Source organism: Streptomyces asoensis (assembly GCF_013085465.1).
Taxonomy (GTDB): domain Bacteria; phylum Actinomycetota; class Actinomycetes; order Streptomycetales; family Streptomycetaceae; genus Streptomyces; species Streptomyces cacaoi_A.
Map to the genome: position 1 here is coordinate 6,240,753 of NZ_CP049838.1, position 15,767 is coordinate 6,256,519.

14 protein-coding genes are annotated in these 15,767 nt (G+C 72.4%); 4 read left to right on the forward strand and 10 right to left on the reverse strand.

The features are described from left to right. Positions 1-3: 3 nt before the first annotated feature. Together G9272_RS28065 and afsQ1 are read right to left on the reverse strand one after the other, a co-directional pair. Positions 4-1,629, reverse strand: coding sequence for a sensor histidine kinase (locus G9272_RS28065; protein WP_171399092.1), 1,626 nt, complete (start codon positions 1,627-1,629; stop codon positions 4-6). Beyond that, positions 1,626-2,303: a two-component system response regulator AfsQ1 gene (gene afsQ1, locus G9272_RS28070; RefSeq protein WP_028807033.1), complete on the reverse strand. Its 678-nt coding sequence runs from the start codon at positions 2,301-2,303 to the stop codon at positions 1,626-1,628. The genes G9272_RS28065 and afsQ1 overlap by 4 nt, the downstream gene beginning before the upstream one ends. A 642-nt stretch (positions 2,304-2,945) precedes the next feature. Between afsQ1 and G9272_RS28075 the strand changes: the two genes are divergently transcribed. Then, complete coding sequence (locus tag G9272_RS28075; protein WP_171399093.1) at positions 2,946-3,689, forward strand: SigE family RNA polymerase sigma factor; 744 nt, start codon at positions 2,946-2,948, stop codon at positions 3,687-3,689. A 258-nt stretch (positions 3,690-3,947) separates the two neighbouring features. Here the strand turns inward: G9272_RS28075 and G9272_RS28080 are convergent, their stop codons facing one another. Next, positions 3,948-4,655 carry a uridine kinase gene (locus G9272_RS28080; protein ID WP_171399094.1) on the reverse strand — a complete coding sequence of 236 codons (708 nt, stop codon included), beginning with the start codon at positions 4,653-4,655 and terminating at the stop codon, positions 3,948-3,950. A 56-nt stretch (positions 4,656-4,711) separates the two neighbouring features. Here G9272_RS28080 and G9272_RS28085 point away from each other — a divergent pair, with 56 nt between their 5' ends. Further along, positions 4,712-5,140 (forward strand): hypothetical protein, encoded by a 429-nt coding sequence (locus G9272_RS28085; protein ID WP_171399095.1) that lies wholly within the window; start codon positions 4,712-4,714, stop codon positions 5,138-5,140. 84 nt (positions 5,141-5,224) lie between these two features. Here G9272_RS28085 and G9272_RS28090 read toward each other — a convergent pair whose 3' ends face one another. The 3 genes from G9272_RS28090 to deoC are packed head-to-tail and all read right to left on the reverse strand — an operon-like array spanning position 5,225 to position 8,548. Then, complete coding sequence (locus G9272_RS28090; RefSeq protein WP_171399096.1) at positions 5,225-6,139, reverse strand: aldehyde dehydrogenase family protein; 915 nt, start codon at positions 6,137-6,139, stop codon at positions 5,225-5,227. Then, positions 6,129-7,580, reverse strand: a complete 1,452-nt coding sequence (locus G9272_RS28095) for an aldehyde dehydrogenase family protein (protein WP_171399097.1) — start codon at positions 7,578-7,580, stop codon at positions 6,129-6,131. Before G9272_RS28095 ends, G9272_RS28090 begins: the two co-directional genes overlap by 11 nt. Before the next feature lie 5 nt (positions 7,581-7,585). Then, a complete protein-coding gene (deoC, locus tag G9272_RS28100; RefSeq protein ID WP_171399098.1) occupies positions 7,586-8,548 on the reverse strand; it encodes a deoxyribose-phosphate aldolase in 963 nt (320 codons plus the stop codon). A gap of 123 nt (positions 8,549-8,671) precedes the next feature. Here deoC and G9272_RS28105 point away from each other — a divergent pair, with 123 nt between their 5' ends. Then, positions 8,672-9,388 carry a PH domain-containing protein gene (locus tag G9272_RS28105; protein ID WP_171399099.1) on the forward strand — a complete coding sequence of 239 codons (717 nt, stop codon included), beginning with the start codon at positions 8,672-8,674 and terminating at the stop codon, positions 9,386-9,388. Positions 9,389-10,092: 704 nt separating this feature from the next. Further along, the gene (locus tag G9272_RS28110; RefSeq protein ID WP_171399100.1) at positions 10,093-11,787 is read left to right on the forward strand and encodes a hypothetical protein; all 1,695 of its coding nucleotides are present in this window, start codon (positions 10,093-10,095) and stop codon (positions 11,785-11,787) included. Positions 11,788-12,368: 581 nt separating this feature from the next. Here the strand turns inward: G9272_RS28110 and G9272_RS28115 are convergent. The 4 genes from G9272_RS28115 to G9272_RS28130 all read right to left on the reverse strand — a co-directional run bounded on the left by G9272_RS28115 (position 12,369) and on the right by G9272_RS28130 (position 15,749). After that, positions 12,369-14,000, reverse strand: coding sequence for a phospho-sugar mutase (locus tag G9272_RS28115; protein ID WP_171399101.1), 1,632 nt, complete (start codon positions 13,998-14,000; stop codon positions 12,369-12,371). A 54-nt stretch (positions 14,001-14,054) separates the two neighbouring features. After that, positions 14,055-14,879 (reverse strand): purine-nucleoside phosphorylase, encoded by an 825-nt coding sequence (locus G9272_RS28120; RefSeq protein WP_171399102.1) that lies wholly within the window; start codon positions 14,877-14,879, stop codon positions 14,055-14,057. Positions 14,880-14,977: 98 nt separating this feature from the next. Then, positions 14,978-15,259, reverse strand: coding sequence for a type II toxin-antitoxin system RelE family toxin (locus tag G9272_RS28125; protein WP_171399103.1), 282 nt, complete (start codon positions 15,257-15,259; stop codon positions 14,978-14,980). Positions 15,260-15,311: 52 nt separating this feature from the next. Then, positions 15,312-15,749 (reverse strand): gamma-glutamylcyclotransferase, encoded by a 438-nt coding sequence (locus G9272_RS28130; RefSeq protein ID WP_171399104.1) that lies wholly within the window; start codon positions 15,747-15,749, stop codon positions 15,312-15,314. Positions 15,750-15,767 lie beyond the last annotated feature (18 nt).

Genomic DNA, 15,767 nt, shown 5'->3' on the forward strand with positions numbered 1-15,767 from the left:
TCACTACGCGTCCCCCTTGTCCTGCACGGACTTCCCGGACTGCACGGGCATGGACTGGACGGAGTGCGCCGGCCGCACGGCCCGCTCGTCCTCCTCGCCGCCCTGGTCCGCCGCCTCCAGGACGCCCCGGGGCAGTCGCAGCGTGAACACCGCACCGCCCTCCGGGGAGTTGGCGGCGGTGATCTCGCCGCCGTGGATGTGGGCGTTCTCCAGGGCGATGGACAGGCCGAGCCCGCTGCCCTCGGAGCGCGGCCGGGAGGCGCTCGCCTTGTAGAACCGGTCGAAGACGTGCGGCAGCACCTCCTCCGGGATGCCGGGCCCGTGGTCGCGCACGGAGATGACGACCGCGTCGTCCGCCGCCGACACCGACACCCGCACCGGCGAACCGCCGTGCTTGAGCGCGTTGCCGATGAGGTTGGCGAGGATCACGTCCAGACGGCGCGGGTCGAGCAGGGCGTGGATGCCGCGCTCGGCGTCCAGGTCGACCGCGTCCAGCCAGGCGCGGGCGTCGATGCAGTGGGTGATCTGGTCGGCGACGTCGACGTCGTCCAGGACCAGCCGCGCCGTACCGGCGTCGAAGCGGGTGACCTCCATCAGGTTCTCGACGAGGTTGTTCAGCCGCCGCGTCTCGCTGACCACCAGCCGCACCGCGGGCTCGATCATCGGGTCGATGCTGCCCGACTCGGCGTCCAGCTCCTCCTCCAGCACCTCCGCGACGGTGGTGATGGCGGTCAGCGGAGTCCGCAGCTCGTGCGACATGTCGGCGACGAACCGCCGCGAGGCGTTGTCCCGCGCGGCCATGTCGGCGACCCGCTTCTCCAGCGACTCCGCGGCCCGGTTGAACGTCCGTGACAGATCGGCGAGTTCGTCCGTCCCGGACACCCGCAGCCGGGTGTCGAACCGGCCCTCGCCGAGCCGCCGCGCCGCGACGCCCAGCCGGTGCACCGGCTTCAGCACGGTGGTCCCGGCGGCCTGCGCGAGCAGCGCGGCCCCGATCAGCGCGAGGCCGGTGGCGATCCCCAGCGACCAGGCGAGCGAATTGAGGTCCTTGGCCTCCGGCTCCAGCGACTTGCGCATGTACCCGGTCGGCCCGCCCCCGTTCACCTGCGTCCCGGCCACCAGATACGGCGTCCCGTGGTCGACGACGCGCTGCCAGTACAGGTGGTACGGCGACTTGTTGCCGCCCGTGACGTCCTGCCGCTTGTTCACCGCCGTACGCAGCGCCCCGGGCACGTCCTCCAGCGAGAACCCGTTCAGGCCGCCCGAGTTGCCGTAGACGGTCTTGCCGCTGGAGTCCTCGCCCACCAGCAGCACGCTGAAGCGCTGGCTGCTGTTGGCCATCTGCCCGGCGGTGTGCTGGAGCTCGTCCTGCGAGGGATGCTCGGGCAGCGAACCCGCCCGGTTCTCCATCTCCTGCTCGAAGTCCCGCAGCACCGCACCCTGGGTACGGGTCAGCACGGCCTCGCGGTTGAGCCAGTACGCGATGCCGGACGCGGACACTGCGGCGGTCAGTGCCACCGCCCCGAAGACGACGACGAGCCGCAGCCGCAGGCTGGTGAAACGCAGCCGCGAAAGTCTTCCCTTACGCGCCGCGGACCAGCCGCGGAGCCCCCCTTGCCGTTGTGTCACTGAGGGGCGTCCAGGCGGTAGCCGACGCCGCGCACGGTACGGATCAGGACCGGGGACGACGGCACGTCCTCCACCTTGGCCCGCAGCCGCTGGACACAGGCGTCCACCAGCCGTGAGTCGCCCAGGTAGTCGTGCTCCCACACCAGCCGCAGCAGCTGCTGCCGGGACAGCGCCTGCCCCGGCCGCCGGCTCAGTTCGAGCAGCAGCCGCAGTTCGGTCGGCGTGAGCTGGAGGTCCTCGCCGTTCTTCGTCACCGTCATCGCCGCGCGGTCGATGACGAGACTGCCGAACGTCGCCGAATCGCTCGACTCGCGCTCTCCGCGCCGCAGCACGGCCCGGATCCGGGCGTCCAGCACCCGGCCCTGCACGGGTTTGACGACGTAGTCGTCGGCGCCGGACTCCAGCCCGACGACCACGTCGATGTCGTCGCTGCGCGCGGTCAGCAAGATGATAGGCAGTTGGTCGGTGCGCCGGATGCGCCGGCACACCTCGAAACCGTCGATGCCGGGCAGCATCACGTCCAGCACGATGAGATCCGGCCGCTGCTCGCGCAGCAGCTTCAGACCGTCCTCACCGCTGGCAGCGGTGGCCACCCGGTGTCCCTGGCGCGTCAGTGAGAGCTCCAGGGCCGTACGGATGGCGTCGTCGTCCTCGATCAGCAACAGGGAAGGCACGGGCTCATTCTGGCCCATGAGGGGGCTGTCGTTCGACCTGTGGGTCGGTGGTGAGGCGCCAGAGGGAGATGGTTCCGGCGGCGCGGGCCGCGGACAGGGGGTAGGACGTCTCCCGCGAACGCCTGTGCCGGGGTCGTACATCAGTGCGGTCCACAATCCGCAGACCTGCGGTTTTGACGAGTCGGGGCAGTTCCTCACGGGTGCGTGGACCGAGGTGTCCGGACGGATCGGACAGGATCAGCCGGCCCTCGCCGTCGGATGCAGGTGCGGCCCGAGACCTGCCAGGAACCCGCACGGCATCCTGCCGTCCTCGTCGTGGACCCCCGGTTCCGGAGCGACGGCCGGCCGGCCGGGCAGCCACGGCGGATCGCGGACGACGGGATCGACACGGCCGGGGCGCCCGGCCGGGAGGGTCCCGCGGTGACCTGCGCGGACCGGGTCAACTGCCGTACCGGGGACGCCTGTGGACGGTCTGTGGTGTTGCCGTGACAGGCCCCTGTGACAGGTCTGTGACAGTCGGCGGACACGGCGATGAAGTGGCCCGGGCAATCTTTTGGTCACGGACAAGGCGACGCGGAACGACAGCGGAGCCGGACCGGCGCAGGAGACCGAACACCGGAAGTCCACGACGGGGGGCGCGAGATGAACACGCTGCACGGTATGAGCGCCAACGCAGTCGCAGTCGTCACGCGTCTGCACGACGTACACCGGGGTTCCGAGAAGTCCGGTGCCGTGAGCGGGCGGGGGTGCGCTCGCGGCACCGGGCGCCAGCACACCACCTTCATGACGGTGGTCGACACGGGGGAACAGGCGGCTCACGGGGGAGCCACGTACAGGGAGGACACGGGGGAGCGTCGTTCGCTGACCGAGGCGGAGTTCACCGCCTACGTCCAGGAGCGCCGCGCCTCCCTGTACGCAACCGCCTACCACCTCACCGGCGACCGCTTCGAGGCCGAGGACCTGCTCCAGAGCGCGCTGTTCTCGACGTACCGGGCGTGGGACCGGATCAGTGACAAGGCCGCGGTCGGCGGATACCTCCGCCGGACGATGACCAACCTGCACATCAGCGCGTGGCGCCGCCGCAAGCTGAACGAGTACCCGACCGAGGAGCTGCCGGAGACGGCCGGCGACACGGACGCGATGCGCGGCACCGAGCTGCGCGCGGTCCTGTGGCAGGCGCTGGCCCGGCTCCCCGAACTCCAGCGGACGATGCTGGTCCTGCGCTACTACGAGGGCCGCACCGACCCGGAGATCGCGGAGATCCTCGACATCAGTGTCGGCACGGTGAAGTCCAGCATCTGGCGGTCGCTCCGCCGGCTGCGTGAGGACGAGGTCCTCAGCTTCGGCCGTGACGAGGAGGACGCCTTCGGGGAGCTTGTCGCCTGAGGGTGAACGGGGGAAAGGCCCGGCTCCGCTCAGGGGAGCCGGTGAACGGGGGAAACACGGGGGAAGCGGTACCGGGGGGCCCGACGGGGGACGTTGGGGGAGCGGTACCGCGCAAGCACGGGGGAAGCACCACCCCGGGGGGACACGGGGGAGCACCGAGGAAGCGGGGCTGGAGGGCCGGGGGGTCCGTCCAGTCCCGCTTCTGCGTGTCGTCCGCTCCGGTGTGAGCGCCCTACGGCGCTACTTTGCGGACACGCGCTAGGCGGCCGTACGCGCCGTCGGGGCGCGGCGGCCCGCCGCCGCTGACGCCAGGCGGCCCATCGCCTCGTCGCGGTCGCAGGCGTGCGCCCCGAGCGCGGTCTGCCGGGCGACGATGGAGCGCTCGGCGCGCATCAGGCGCCAGCCGCGGCGCAGCAGGAAGGGCACCGACTTGCGGCCCTCCTTCAGATCGCGCAGGAAGCGGCGGCGGAAGGTCTTCACCGGGCCGCGGCTCAGGCACAGCGCGTCGGCCAGGACGCCCAGTTCGCGGCACCGGTTCACGATCTCGGCGGCGAAGATGCCCTCCGCGATGAACAGCGGGGTCCGCCCGATCTCGATCGCGTCCGCGCCGGTGCGCGCGCTGAGCGAGATGTCGTAGACGGGAACATTCGTACGACCCGTGCCGCACAGTTCCACGATCGAGGCGACGGCCGTGTCCGCGTCCCACGATCCGGGGTCGTCCCAGTCGATGTCGGAGCTCCCGGCGACCAGCGGCAGCGTCGGGTCGTCGCCCTCCTTGTAGAAGTCGTCGAGCCGCAGCACCGGGAGGCCGGAGCGGGCGGCGAGCAGGGACTTGCCGGAGCCGGAAGGGCCGCAGAGCAGCACGACTCGCGTCGGTATGGGCGGAGGGGAGGTCACGGGACACCAGTGTGAGGCATCCCCCCGGCCGTCAACGACCCCGCGGGTCGGCTTTGATGCGCGCGTCACACCTCAACTACCCTTCGTGTCGACCTGATCACCTTGCGCATCAGAAGGCGGCATCGATGGCCCGACACGCTTCCCCCCAGACCTCCACCGGCCGGCGCGCCCTCGCCGCCCTCGCGACCGCCGGGGTGGCGCTGGGCGCCGGCGCCGGGACCGCAGCCGCGGCGACCGGCGAGCCCGCTGTCGACGTGGTGCGGACGAGGCCCACCTCGGTCGGTCAGCTCGACCCGCAGGCGGGCGTGCAGGGGGTGCTCGGCTCCCTGACGTACGTCACCGGCTCCGTCGCCGGCCTCAAGCCCAACCCCCTCGCGGGCACCGGCGTCGACCCCCTCGACAACGGCGTCGGCACCCAGCTCGCCGACTTCAAGCCGCTGACCTCCCAGATGCTCACCGGGCCGGTGGCGCAGGCGCAGTCCATCGGCTCGGTCCCGGTGCTGGGGGACGTGACGAAGGCGCTGGGAGGCGTCACGAAGGTGCTCGGCGGCTGAGGCCGGCCCGCACGGACGGAAGCCGCGCCGCCCCCGGACGGAGGGGTGGCGCGGCTTCCGCGTCTCGGGGCCCGGTGATCTGCCCTAGTACGACGAACCCGAGGCGCCCAGTGAACCCGTGGGGTGCCAGACCGTCTTCGTCTCCAGGAAGGCCGTCATGCGGTCCGTTCCGGGGGCGGCGCTCCAGTCGTCCACAGGCTGTGGACGAAGGACGCGCTTCAGGTTGTCGGCCGCCGCGATCTCCAGCTCCTTCGCCAGCACGTCGTCGGCGCCCGCGAGGTCGATCGCGTTGACGTCCTGGTGGGCGGCGAGGGGTGCCGCGATCTCCGCCGTACGGCCGGAGAGGACGTTGACGACCCCGCCCGGCACGTCGGAGGTGGCCAGCACCTCGCCGAGCGACAGCGCCGGGAGCGGGGAGCGCTCGCTCGCGATCACGATCGCCGTGTTGCCGGTCGCGATCACCGGGGCGAGCACCGACACCAGGCCCAGGAAGGACGACTCCTGCGGGGCCAGGACCGCGACCACGCCCGTCGGTTCGGGCGAGGAGAGGTTGAAGTACGGGCCCGCGACCGGGTTTCCGCCGCCCACGACCTGGGCGATCTTGTCGGTCCAGCCCGCGTACCAGACCCAGCGGTCGATCGTCGCCTCGACCTGGTCGGCGGCCTTGGACTTCGACAGGCCCTCGGCCTCGGCGACCTCGGTGACGAACTGGCCCTTGCGGCCCTCCAGCATCTCCGCGACGCGGTAGAGGATCTGGCCCCGGTTGTACGCCGTCGCCCCGGACCAGCCGCCGAACGCCTTGCGCGCGGCAACGACCGCGTCACGGGCGTCCTTGCGGGAGGACTGCGGTGCGTTGGCGAGCCACTTGCCCTTTGCGTCGGTCACCTCGTACACCCGGCCGCTCTCGGAACGCGGGAACTTCCCGCCGACGTACAGCTTGTAGGTCTTGAAGACGCTGAGCCGCTGCTGCTGTTCGGTCTTGTCGGTCTTATCGGACATCGAGGTACGCCTCCAGGCCGTGGCGGCCGCCCTCGCGGCCGAAGCCCGACTCCTTGTAGCCGCCGAACGGCGACGTCGGGTCGAACTTGTTGAACGTGTTGGACCAGATCACGCCCGCGCGGAGCTTGCTCGCCACCGCGAGGATGCGGGAGCCCTTCTCCGTCCAGATGCCGGCCGACAGGCCGTACGGCGTGTTGTTGGCCTTGGCGACGGCCTCCTCCGGCGTGCGGAAGCTGAGGACCGACAGGACCGGGCCGAAGATCTCGTCGCGGGCGACGGTGTGCGCCTGGGTGACGTTCGTGAAGAGCGTCGGGGCGAACCAGTAACCGGACGTGGGCAGTTCGCAGGCCGGGGACCAGCGTTCGGCACCCTCCGCCTCGCCCTGCTCGACGAGCGAGGTGATGCGCGAGAGCTGCTCGGCGGAGTTGATCGCGCCGATGTCGGTGTTCTTGTCGAGCGGATCGCCGAGCCGGAGGGTGGCGAGGCGGCGCTTCAGCGACTCCAGCAGCTCGTCCTGGATCGACTCCTGGACGAGGAGCCGGCTGCCCGCGCAGCAGACCTGGCCCTGGTTGAAGAAGATGCCGCTGACGATGCCCTCGACGGCCTGGTCGATCGGCGCGTCGTCGAAGACGATGTTGGCGCCCTTGCCGCCCAGTTCGAGCGTGACCTTCTTGTGCGAGCCCGCGACCTGCCGGGCGATCGCCTTGCCGACGGCGGTGGAGCCGGTGAAGGCGACCTTGTTCACGTCCGGGTGCGCGACCAGCGCGGCGCCCGCGTCGCCGTAGCCGGGGAGGATGTTGACGACGCCCTTGGGCAGGCCCGCCTGGCGGCAGATGTCCGCGAAGAACAGGGCGGACAGAGGGGTGGTCTCGGCCGGCTTCAGGACGACCGTGTTGCCGGTGGCGAGCGCCGGGGCGATCTTCCACGCCAGCATCAGGAGGGGGAAGTTCCAGGGAATGACCTGGCCGGCGACGCCCAGCGGCCTGGGGGACGCTCCGAAACCGGCGTGGTCGAGCTTGTCCGCCCAGCCCGCGTAGTAGAAGAAGTGCGCGGCGACCAGGGGCAGGTCGGCGTCGCGCGTCTCCTTGATCGGCTTGCCGTTGTCCAGCGTCTCCAGGACGGCCAGTTCGCGGCTGCGCTCCTGGATGATCCGGGCGATGCGGAACAGGTACTTGGCGCGCTCGGAGCCCGGCAGCGCGGACCACTTCCCGAAGGCCTTGCGGGCGGCCCGCACGGCACGGTCGACGTCTGCCTCGCCCGCCTGGGCGATCTCGGAGAGGACCTCCTCGGTGGACGGCGAGACGGTCTTGAAGACCTTGCCCTCGGCCGCCTCGGTGAACTCACCGTCGATGAACAGGCCGTAGGAGGGGGCGATGTCGACGACCGAGCGGGACTCGGGGGCCGGAGCGTACTCGAATGCGGATGCAGTCGTGGATGCCATGGTGATCAGTCCACCGTCACGTAGTCGGGGCCGGAGTAGCGGCCGGTGGCCAGCTTCTGACGCTGCATCAGCAGGTCGTTCAGGAGCGAGGAGGCGCCGAAGCGGAACCAGTGGTTGTCCAGCCAGTCCTCGCCCGCGGTCTCGTTGACCAGGACGAGGAACTTGATCGCGTCCTTGGTGGTGCGGATGCCGCCGGCGGGCTTCACGCCGACCTGGACGCCGGTCTGGGCGCGGAAGTCGCGCACGGCCTCCAGCATCAGGAGGGTGTTCGGGGGAGTGGCGTTGACGGCGACCTTGCCGGTCGAGGTCTTGATGAAGTCGGCGCCCGCGAGCATGCCGAGCCAGCTCGCCCGGCGGATGTTGTCGTACGTCGACAGCTCGCCCGTCTCGAAGATGACCTTCAGCCGGGCGGACGTCCCGCACGCCTCGCGCACGGCGGTGATCTCGTCGTACACCTTCAGGTACTTGCCCGCGAGGAACGCTCCGCGGTCGATGACCATGTCGATCTCGTCGGCGCCCGCGGCGATGGCGTCGCGGACGTCCGCGAGCTTCACCTCGAGGGCGGCGCGGCCGGCCGGGAAGGCGGTGGCGACCGAGGCGACCTTGACGCCGGAGCCGGCGACGGCGGCCTTGGCGGTGGCGACCATGTCCGGATACACGCAGACCGCGGCCGTGGTCGGGGTCGTACGGTCGGTCGGGTCGGGGTGGACCGCCTTCGCGCCGAGCGCCCGGACCTTGCCCGGGGTGTCCGCGCCTTCCAGCGTCGTCAGGTCGACCATCGAGATGGCGAGGTCGATGGCGTACGCCTTCGCGGTCGTCTTGATGGAACGGGTGCCGAGCGCGGCGGCGCGCGCCTCCAGGCCGACCGTGTCGACGCCGGGCAGCCCGTGGAGGAAGCGGCGCAGCGAGCTGTCGGACGCCGTGACGTCCGTGAGTGCGTCGGCTGCGGTAGGTGTATTGGTGGGCATGGTCACCAGACGAGCATATCTACGCGCGTAGCGGCTGTACACCCCGGCGGTTGCATCCGTGCTCGTCGTGAACGGCGGGGCTGCGGATGAGCGGGCCGGTGGGCGTCGGGCAGAATCGGGGCCATGACGACCCCGGAACACCAGTCACCCGCGCCGCAGCCTTCGGCACCCGAGACCAAGGACCGCGTCTACCGGTCGCCCGCGGGCATGGCCGGGGGCGTGCTGCTGCTGGGCCTGGTGGGCTGGCTCGGCCTCGACGCGATCATCGTGGGCGACGGGCGCACGCCGTGGCTGGCGCTCGCCTCGCTGATCCTGCTGGTGCCGCTGATCGTCGCCTTCACGCTGCGGCCCGCCGTGTTCGCGGGCCAGGACCGGCTCCGGGTGCGCAATCCGTTCCGGGTGATCGTGCTGCCCTGGGGGCAGGTGGCCTCCCTGCGGTCCGGCTACTCCAACGAGGTCGTCGCCGAGTCGGGGAAGAAGTTCCAGCTGTGGTCCATCCCCGTCTCGCTGCGGGCGCGGAAGAAGGCGACCCGCCGGGAGTCCCGGGCGGCGGCCGGGCGGACCGGCGGCCAGGACGCCCGGGGCGCCCGGGGCGGCAGTGGGTTCGGCGGCCTCGGCGGCCTCGGCGGCGGCCTGTCGCGTGGCGGCGGCGCCGCCGTACCGGACGGGCCCGCGCGCGCCGAGACCGACCGGGTCATGGACGAGCTGCGGGAGCTGTGGGGGGCACGCGAGAAGAAGGAGACCGCACAGGGCGAGGTGACCGCGCGCTGGGCCTGGGAGATCCTGGGCCCGGCGGTGGCGGGGGCCGTGGTGCTGGGGATTCTGCTGGCTGTGGGGTGAGGGCGGGGTGCGGGGTGCCTAGTGCCGGTGGGGTGCGGGGTGCGGGGTGCCTAGTGCCGGTGGGGTGCTGGGCGCTGAGGGTCAGGTGCCGGGCGCTGAGTGCGGGGTGCCGAGGTGCGGGGCGCGGGGTGCTAGTGCCGGTGGGGTGCGGGGTGCGGGGTGCGGGGTGCTGGGCGCTGAGGGTCGGGTGCCGGGCGCTGAGTGCGGGGTGCCGAGGTGCGGGGTGCGGGGTGCAGGGTGCCGAGGATCGGGTGCCGGGCGCGGGGCGCCTACCGCGTGCCGGGCGCTAAGTGCCCGATGCGGGGTGCCGAGGTGCGGGGCGCGGGGTGCTAGTGCCGGTGGGGTGCGGGGTGCTGGGCGCTGAGGGTCGGGTGCCGGGCGCGGGGCCGCCTACCTAATGCCGGGCGCTGAGTGCCGGGTGCGGGGTGCCGAGGGCCGGGCGCGGGGTGCCTAGTGCGGGGTGCCGAGGGGCGGGCGTGGGGGTGAGGGCTCGGAGGCCCGGGGTGGGTTGTCGGGTGCGGTCGGGCGGGGTGGATTGTGATCTGGGCGTTGCCGTGGATCACAGGGTCTTTCGTCATGATCGGCACATGGCCCGGTCGTGACGGCCGTGGCAGGTGCCCCGGTCATGGCGGCCGTGGCAGGTGCCCCGGTCGTGGCGGCCGTCGTGGGCCGGAGATCTGGTGGGCCGGTAGGTCGGGGGAGCGATGAGTACGCATTCTGCTGAGGTTCTGCGGCTGCCGGAGGCGGCCGTACCCGAGGGCTGTCGGTCCTGGGACGCCGAACAGGCGGGGCGCTGGACGCGCGGGCTGCCGCCGCGCTGGGTGCCCGTGCGGGCGCGGACGTCCGTGTTCGTGGCGCTGCCGGTGGTGGCCCTGGCCGGTGCCGGTCTGCTGCACCTGTCCGCCGGACTGCCCGCCTGGGCTGCCGCGCTGGTCGCCCTGAACGTCGTATGGCTGGTGCTGCGGCCCGAGGCGGCCCTGGTCCTGGTGCCCTTCGCCGCTGCCGTCGTTCTGACGCCGGGGGACTTCGCCTGGCCCGTGCGGCTGGGGCTGCTGACCGCGCTCGTGGGCGTCTGGGCGGCCGTGGGCCTGCGGCTTGCCGCACGGAAGCGGCAGCGGGCGGCGGGGCTGGATGCCGCCGGCGGGGTGACCGCCGAGGTGCCCCGGGCGCCCGGGGCCGCGGGCGGACGGGCCGAGCGGGGCACGTTCCTGCTGTGGTCCGGGCTCGTCACGGTCGTCGCCGGAGGCTCCCTGTACGCCACCGCGGGCCTGTGGGACCTGGCCGAGGACCGGCAGGCGGTCCCGGCGGCCGGCTGGTGCCTCGCCGGGCTCGGGCTCACCGTGCTGCTCTCATCGGCGTTGGCCCGCCGCCGGGCCGTCGGCCTGCGCTGGGCGCCCGTCCCGGTGCTGCGCGTGCTCGTGCGGGAGAACGGCGACGTCGAGACCGAGGTCTTCGCCGCCGACGACCTCGCCGCGCTGCGCCCCCTGTTCACGGTCTCCACCGTCGAGCTCGCCGGGCGCGCGGAGGGCGATGACGATGACGATGACGATGACGAGAATGAGGACAACGCTGACGACGAGAGCCTTCGGGAGCTGATCTCGCGGATCGACGACGAGCGCGCCGGGCCGCTGCGCGAGGCCGTTCTGTACGGGGCCCCCTACGACGGCGCCGAGGTCGTGTTCCTCGCCGCCGCCGACAAGGCCGGTGAGCCGCCGGTGGTGGAGGCGTCCGTGGGGCCCGTGCGGCCGGTGACGGGCGTGGCGTTCCGGTGGAGGGCCAGGACCGAGAAGGGGAAGGCCCTCCGGGAGGCCCGGCAGGAGGCACTGCGCGGGGCCGCCGCCGCGGTCGTCGCCGAGCGGATCGGCCAGGAGGCCGCCGCCGTGGGGGTACGGAGGTGGCGTGCCGGGTGGGCCGACTGGTTCGCTGTCGGGCTGGTGCTGCTGTTCGTCTCGCTCTACTGGGAGGACTCCGGGTGGTGGAGGTACGGCTACGCCCTGGTCGCCACCCTGCTCGCCGCCCTGCTGCTGCCGCGCCGGATCGCCTGGCGGGTCACCGCCGACCGTGAGGGCCTGTGGTTCAACGGTCTGGGCGGGACCCGGCACCTCGCCTGGGATCACGTCCGTGCCGTGGAGTGCGAGGGCGTGCGGCTGCGGATCCACGGCAGACAGGCCTCGTTCGAGGAGTGGCGGGTGGCCTCGCCCCGCTGGCCGTGGCTGGAGAGCAGGTTCGGCCTGGTGCACCCGTACGAGCGGACGGCCGCCGAGATCACCGCGATGTGGCGCGACCCGGCGGCCCGCCCGGCCGATCTGGCCGACGAGAGGCAGCGAGGGCGTGCGTTGTGGCCGCTCGGCCTCGTCATCGGCATCGTGGGCACGGCGACAGTGGCCCTTCTGCCCTGACGCCAACGGGCCGGCCCGGCCCGCAGGGCCCGGGGCACCCGTAAGGGCCGCCCGCCCGCCCTCTGTGCAGCCCTTACGGGCGCCCCGGGCTCGTGTGGCTCACAGGGGCTCGAGCGATATGCGCGGCCCGCATCCCGGCAGGCGGCCTCCCCCGGCACGCCCACAGGGTCGGCAGGGGGAGGCAGAGGCATCAACTGATGCGGGTGCGGTTCGCAGGGCTCGTGGCGCGTATGACGCGCGCGGCCCCTGCGGGGTTCGCCGGCCTCGTAGGGCTCGAGCGGTGTGTGCGGTCCGCAGGCCGGCAGGCGGCCTCCCCCGGCACGCCCACAGGGTCGGCAGGGGGAGGCAGAGGCATCAACTGATGCGGGTGCGGTTCGCAGGGCTCGTGGCGCGTATGACGCGCGCGGCCCCTGCGGGGTTCGCCGGCCTCGTAGGGCTCGAGCGGTGTGTGCGGTCCGCAGGCCCTGCAAGCCGGTCTTCCCTGGCACGCCCGCGCCGGAAGGGCCGGCAGGAGCGCACGGCTCACCGGCTGCGCGCGGCGTACGGCCGCGCGGTTCCTGTCGGTCGGGTGGTGTGCGGGGTCAGATGCCGGCTGCTGCCGACAGGTCGTGCTTGATGGCGGTGAGCAGGGCGTTCGCCGTGCTGTGGGCCGTCGGGAGGTCGGCGTGGGCGGGGACCGGGACCACGACCTCCAGGTAGCACTTCAGCTTCGGTTCGGTGCCGCTGGGGCGGACGATGACCCGGGCGCCGTCCAGCGTGTAGCGCAGGCCGTCGGTGGGGGGCAGCTTGTCCGTGCCCAGGGTGAGGTCCTCGGCCCGGGTGATGGCCAGGCCCGCGAGGGAGGTCGGGGGCTGCTCGCGGAGCCGCTCCATCGCGCGGGCGATGAGCGAGAGGTCCTGTACGCGCACCGAGAGCTGGTCGGTGGCGTGCAGGCCGTGCTCCACGGCGAGGTCGTCGAGCAGGTCGAGGAGGGTGCGGCCCTCGGACTTGAGGGTGGAGGCGAGTTCCGTGATGAGCAGGGCGGCGGTGATGCCGTCCTTGTCGCGTACGCCCTCGGGGTCCACGCAGTAGCCGAGGGCCTCCTCGTAGCCGTAGCGCAGGCCGTCGACGCGGGCGATCCACTTGAAGCCGGTAAGGGTCTCCTCGTAGGGCAGGCCCGCCTTCTCGGCGATACGGCCGAGGAGGGAGGAGGACACGATCGACTCGGCGAACGTGCCCCGCGCCCCGCGCCGGACGAGGTGCGCGGCGAGGAGCGAGCCGACCTCGTCGCCCCGCAGCATGCGCCAGTCGCCCTCGTGGGGCACGGCCACGGCGCAGCGGTCGGCGTCCGGGTCGTTGGCGATGATCAGGTCGGGGCCGGTCTCGCGGGCCCTGGCGAAGGCCAGATCCATCGCGCCGGGCTCTTCCGGGTTGGGGAAGGCGACGGTCGGGAAGTCCGGGTCGGGGTCGGCCTGCTCGGCGACGAGGACGGGCTCGGGGAAGCCCGCGCGGGCGAAGGCGGCCAGCAGGACGTCCTTGCCCACGCCGTGCATCGCCGTGTACACCGTGCGCGCCGTGCGGGGGGAGTCCGCGGCGAGGACGGCGTCCGTACGGGCCAGATAGGCGTCGAGGACGGCGTCGTCGAGGGTCTGCCAGCCGGCCTCCGGACGCGGAACGTCCTTCAGGGCGGCGATCGCGTCGATCTCGGCCGCGATCTCGGCGTCGGCGGGCGGCACGATCTGCGAGCCGTCCCCCAGGTACACCTTGTAGCCGTTGTCGCGCGGCGGGTTGTGGCTGGCGGTGACCTCCACACCGGCCACCGCGCCCAGGTGCCTTATGGCGAAGGCGAGGACGGGGGTGGGCAGGGGCCGGGGGAGCACGGCCGCCCGGAAGCCCGCGCCCGTCATCACGGCCGCGGTGTCGCGGGCGAAGTCCTCCGACTTGTGGCGGGCGTCGTAGCCGATGACGACGACGCCGCCGGTCCCGCCGTTCTCGGTGAGGTACGCGGCCAGGCCGGCCGCGGCCCGGATCACGACGGAGCGGTTCATCCGCATGGGCCCGGCCCCGAGCTCACCGCGGAGCCCGGCGGTACCGAACTGGAGGGTGCCGCCGAAGCGCTCGGCGAGCTCGGTGACGTCTCCGGCGTCCAGGAGCTCGGCGAGTTCCGCGCGGGTCTCCGGGTCGGGATCCTCGGCGAGCCAGGTCTGGGCGCGGGCGATGAGATCGTCGTGCACGGTGGATGAACCTCTCGTGTGTCGTCGTGAGTTTCCGCGCCCCCGGTGGGGCCCCTAGAGCCGACCCAGCACCTGTGCCAGCAGGGAGCCCATGCGGGTCGCCGAGTCGCGTCCCGCCTGGAGAACCTCCTCGTGGTTCAGCGGCTCGCCGGTCATGCCGGCGGCGAGGTTGGTCACGAGGGAGATGCCGAGCACCTCGGCCCCGGCCTCACGGGCCGCGATGGCCTCGAGCACGGTCGACATGCCCACCAGGTCCGCGCCGATGGTGCGGGCCATCCGGATCTCGGCCGGCGTCTCGTAGTGCGGGCCGGGGAACTGGGCGTAGACGCCCTCCTCCAGCGTGGCGTCGATCTCCTTGCACAGCGTGCGCAGCCGCGGGGAGTACAGGTCCGTGAGGTCCACGAAGTTCGCGCCGACGATGGGGGACGTCGCCGTGAGGTTGATGTGGTCGCTGATCAGCACCGGCTGCCCGGGGCGCATGCCCTCGCGCAGGCCGCCGCAGCCGTTCGTCAGCACGATCGTCTTGCAGCCGGCCGCCACCGCCGTGCGGACACCGTGGGCGACGGCGGCGACACCGCGGCCCTCGTAGTAGTGGGTGCGGCCCAGGAAGACCAGCGCACGCTTCGCGCCGATCTGGTACGAGCGGATCTTGCCGCCGTGGCCCTCGACCGCCGGCGGCGGGAATCCGGGCAGCTCGGTGACCTGGAACTCGGCGTCGGGAGCCCCCAGGGCGTCCACGGCCGGTGCCCAGCCGGAGCCCATCACGAGGGCGACGTCGTGGGTCTCGGCGCCGGTCAGTTCGCGCAGCCGCGCGGCGGCGGCGTCGGCGGCGGCGTGGGGGTCGCCCTGGATGTCGTCCGGGAGAAGAGATGCGTTCACGCGATGAGGGTAGCCGGTTCCGGCCTACGCGCGTAGATGACAGAGCCCATGGGATGGCGATCGTTGTCTTGTCGTTTCCAACGAGAGAGCCGGAGTGATCACTCGCCCGTGACGAAGATGTCCTTGTCGTTGAAGACCTCGACGATGAAGATCAGCAGCCTGCCGATGCTGACCGTGTACTCGATGAGGATGTTCTGGGTCAGCCGGATCGTCCGGTCGTCCCCGGTGGAGCTTATGGGCCGGGACAGGTCGGGAAACGGATCCGCGGCGAGCATCATGATGCCCTTCTCGAACGCGGCCCGCTGCTGTTCATCCAGCCGGTCGCGCGCCGCTGCCGCCTGTTCCGTGTAGAAGACGGTGTACGCAGTCCTGCCGGTCATCGCGCTCTCCCGTTCGTGTGCTGATGCCCACCGAGTCTAGAGTCGGTGGGCATCAGCAAGGCCTCTTGCGGAGCTCCATCACGTAATCGTGTGGTGCCCCCGCCGACTCCGCCGCGTCGGCGATCTCGCCCAGGTAGCGGGCCGCGGGCAGGCCGCCCTCGTAGCCGTTCAGCACGAACATCCAGGCGGACTCCTCCCGATCCAGCGTCTGCACCCGCACCCGGGCGCGCCGGTAGATGCCGAGACTCACGCCCTCCCAGCGGTCCAGGGAGTCCTCGTCCATGGGGGCGACGTCGTACAGCGCGACGAAGACCTGCGCGCCGGGGTCCTCTGCGACCGTCGCCAGCGCGCCCTCCCAGCCCAGCTGCTCACCGCCGAACGTCAGCCGCCACCCGTTCAGCCAACCGGTGGCGCGCAGTGGCGAGTGGGGAGCGCGGCGGGTCATCAGCCGCGCGTCGAGGTTGCCGGCGTACGCGGCGTAGAGCGACATGCAAGGAGAGTACGGCAG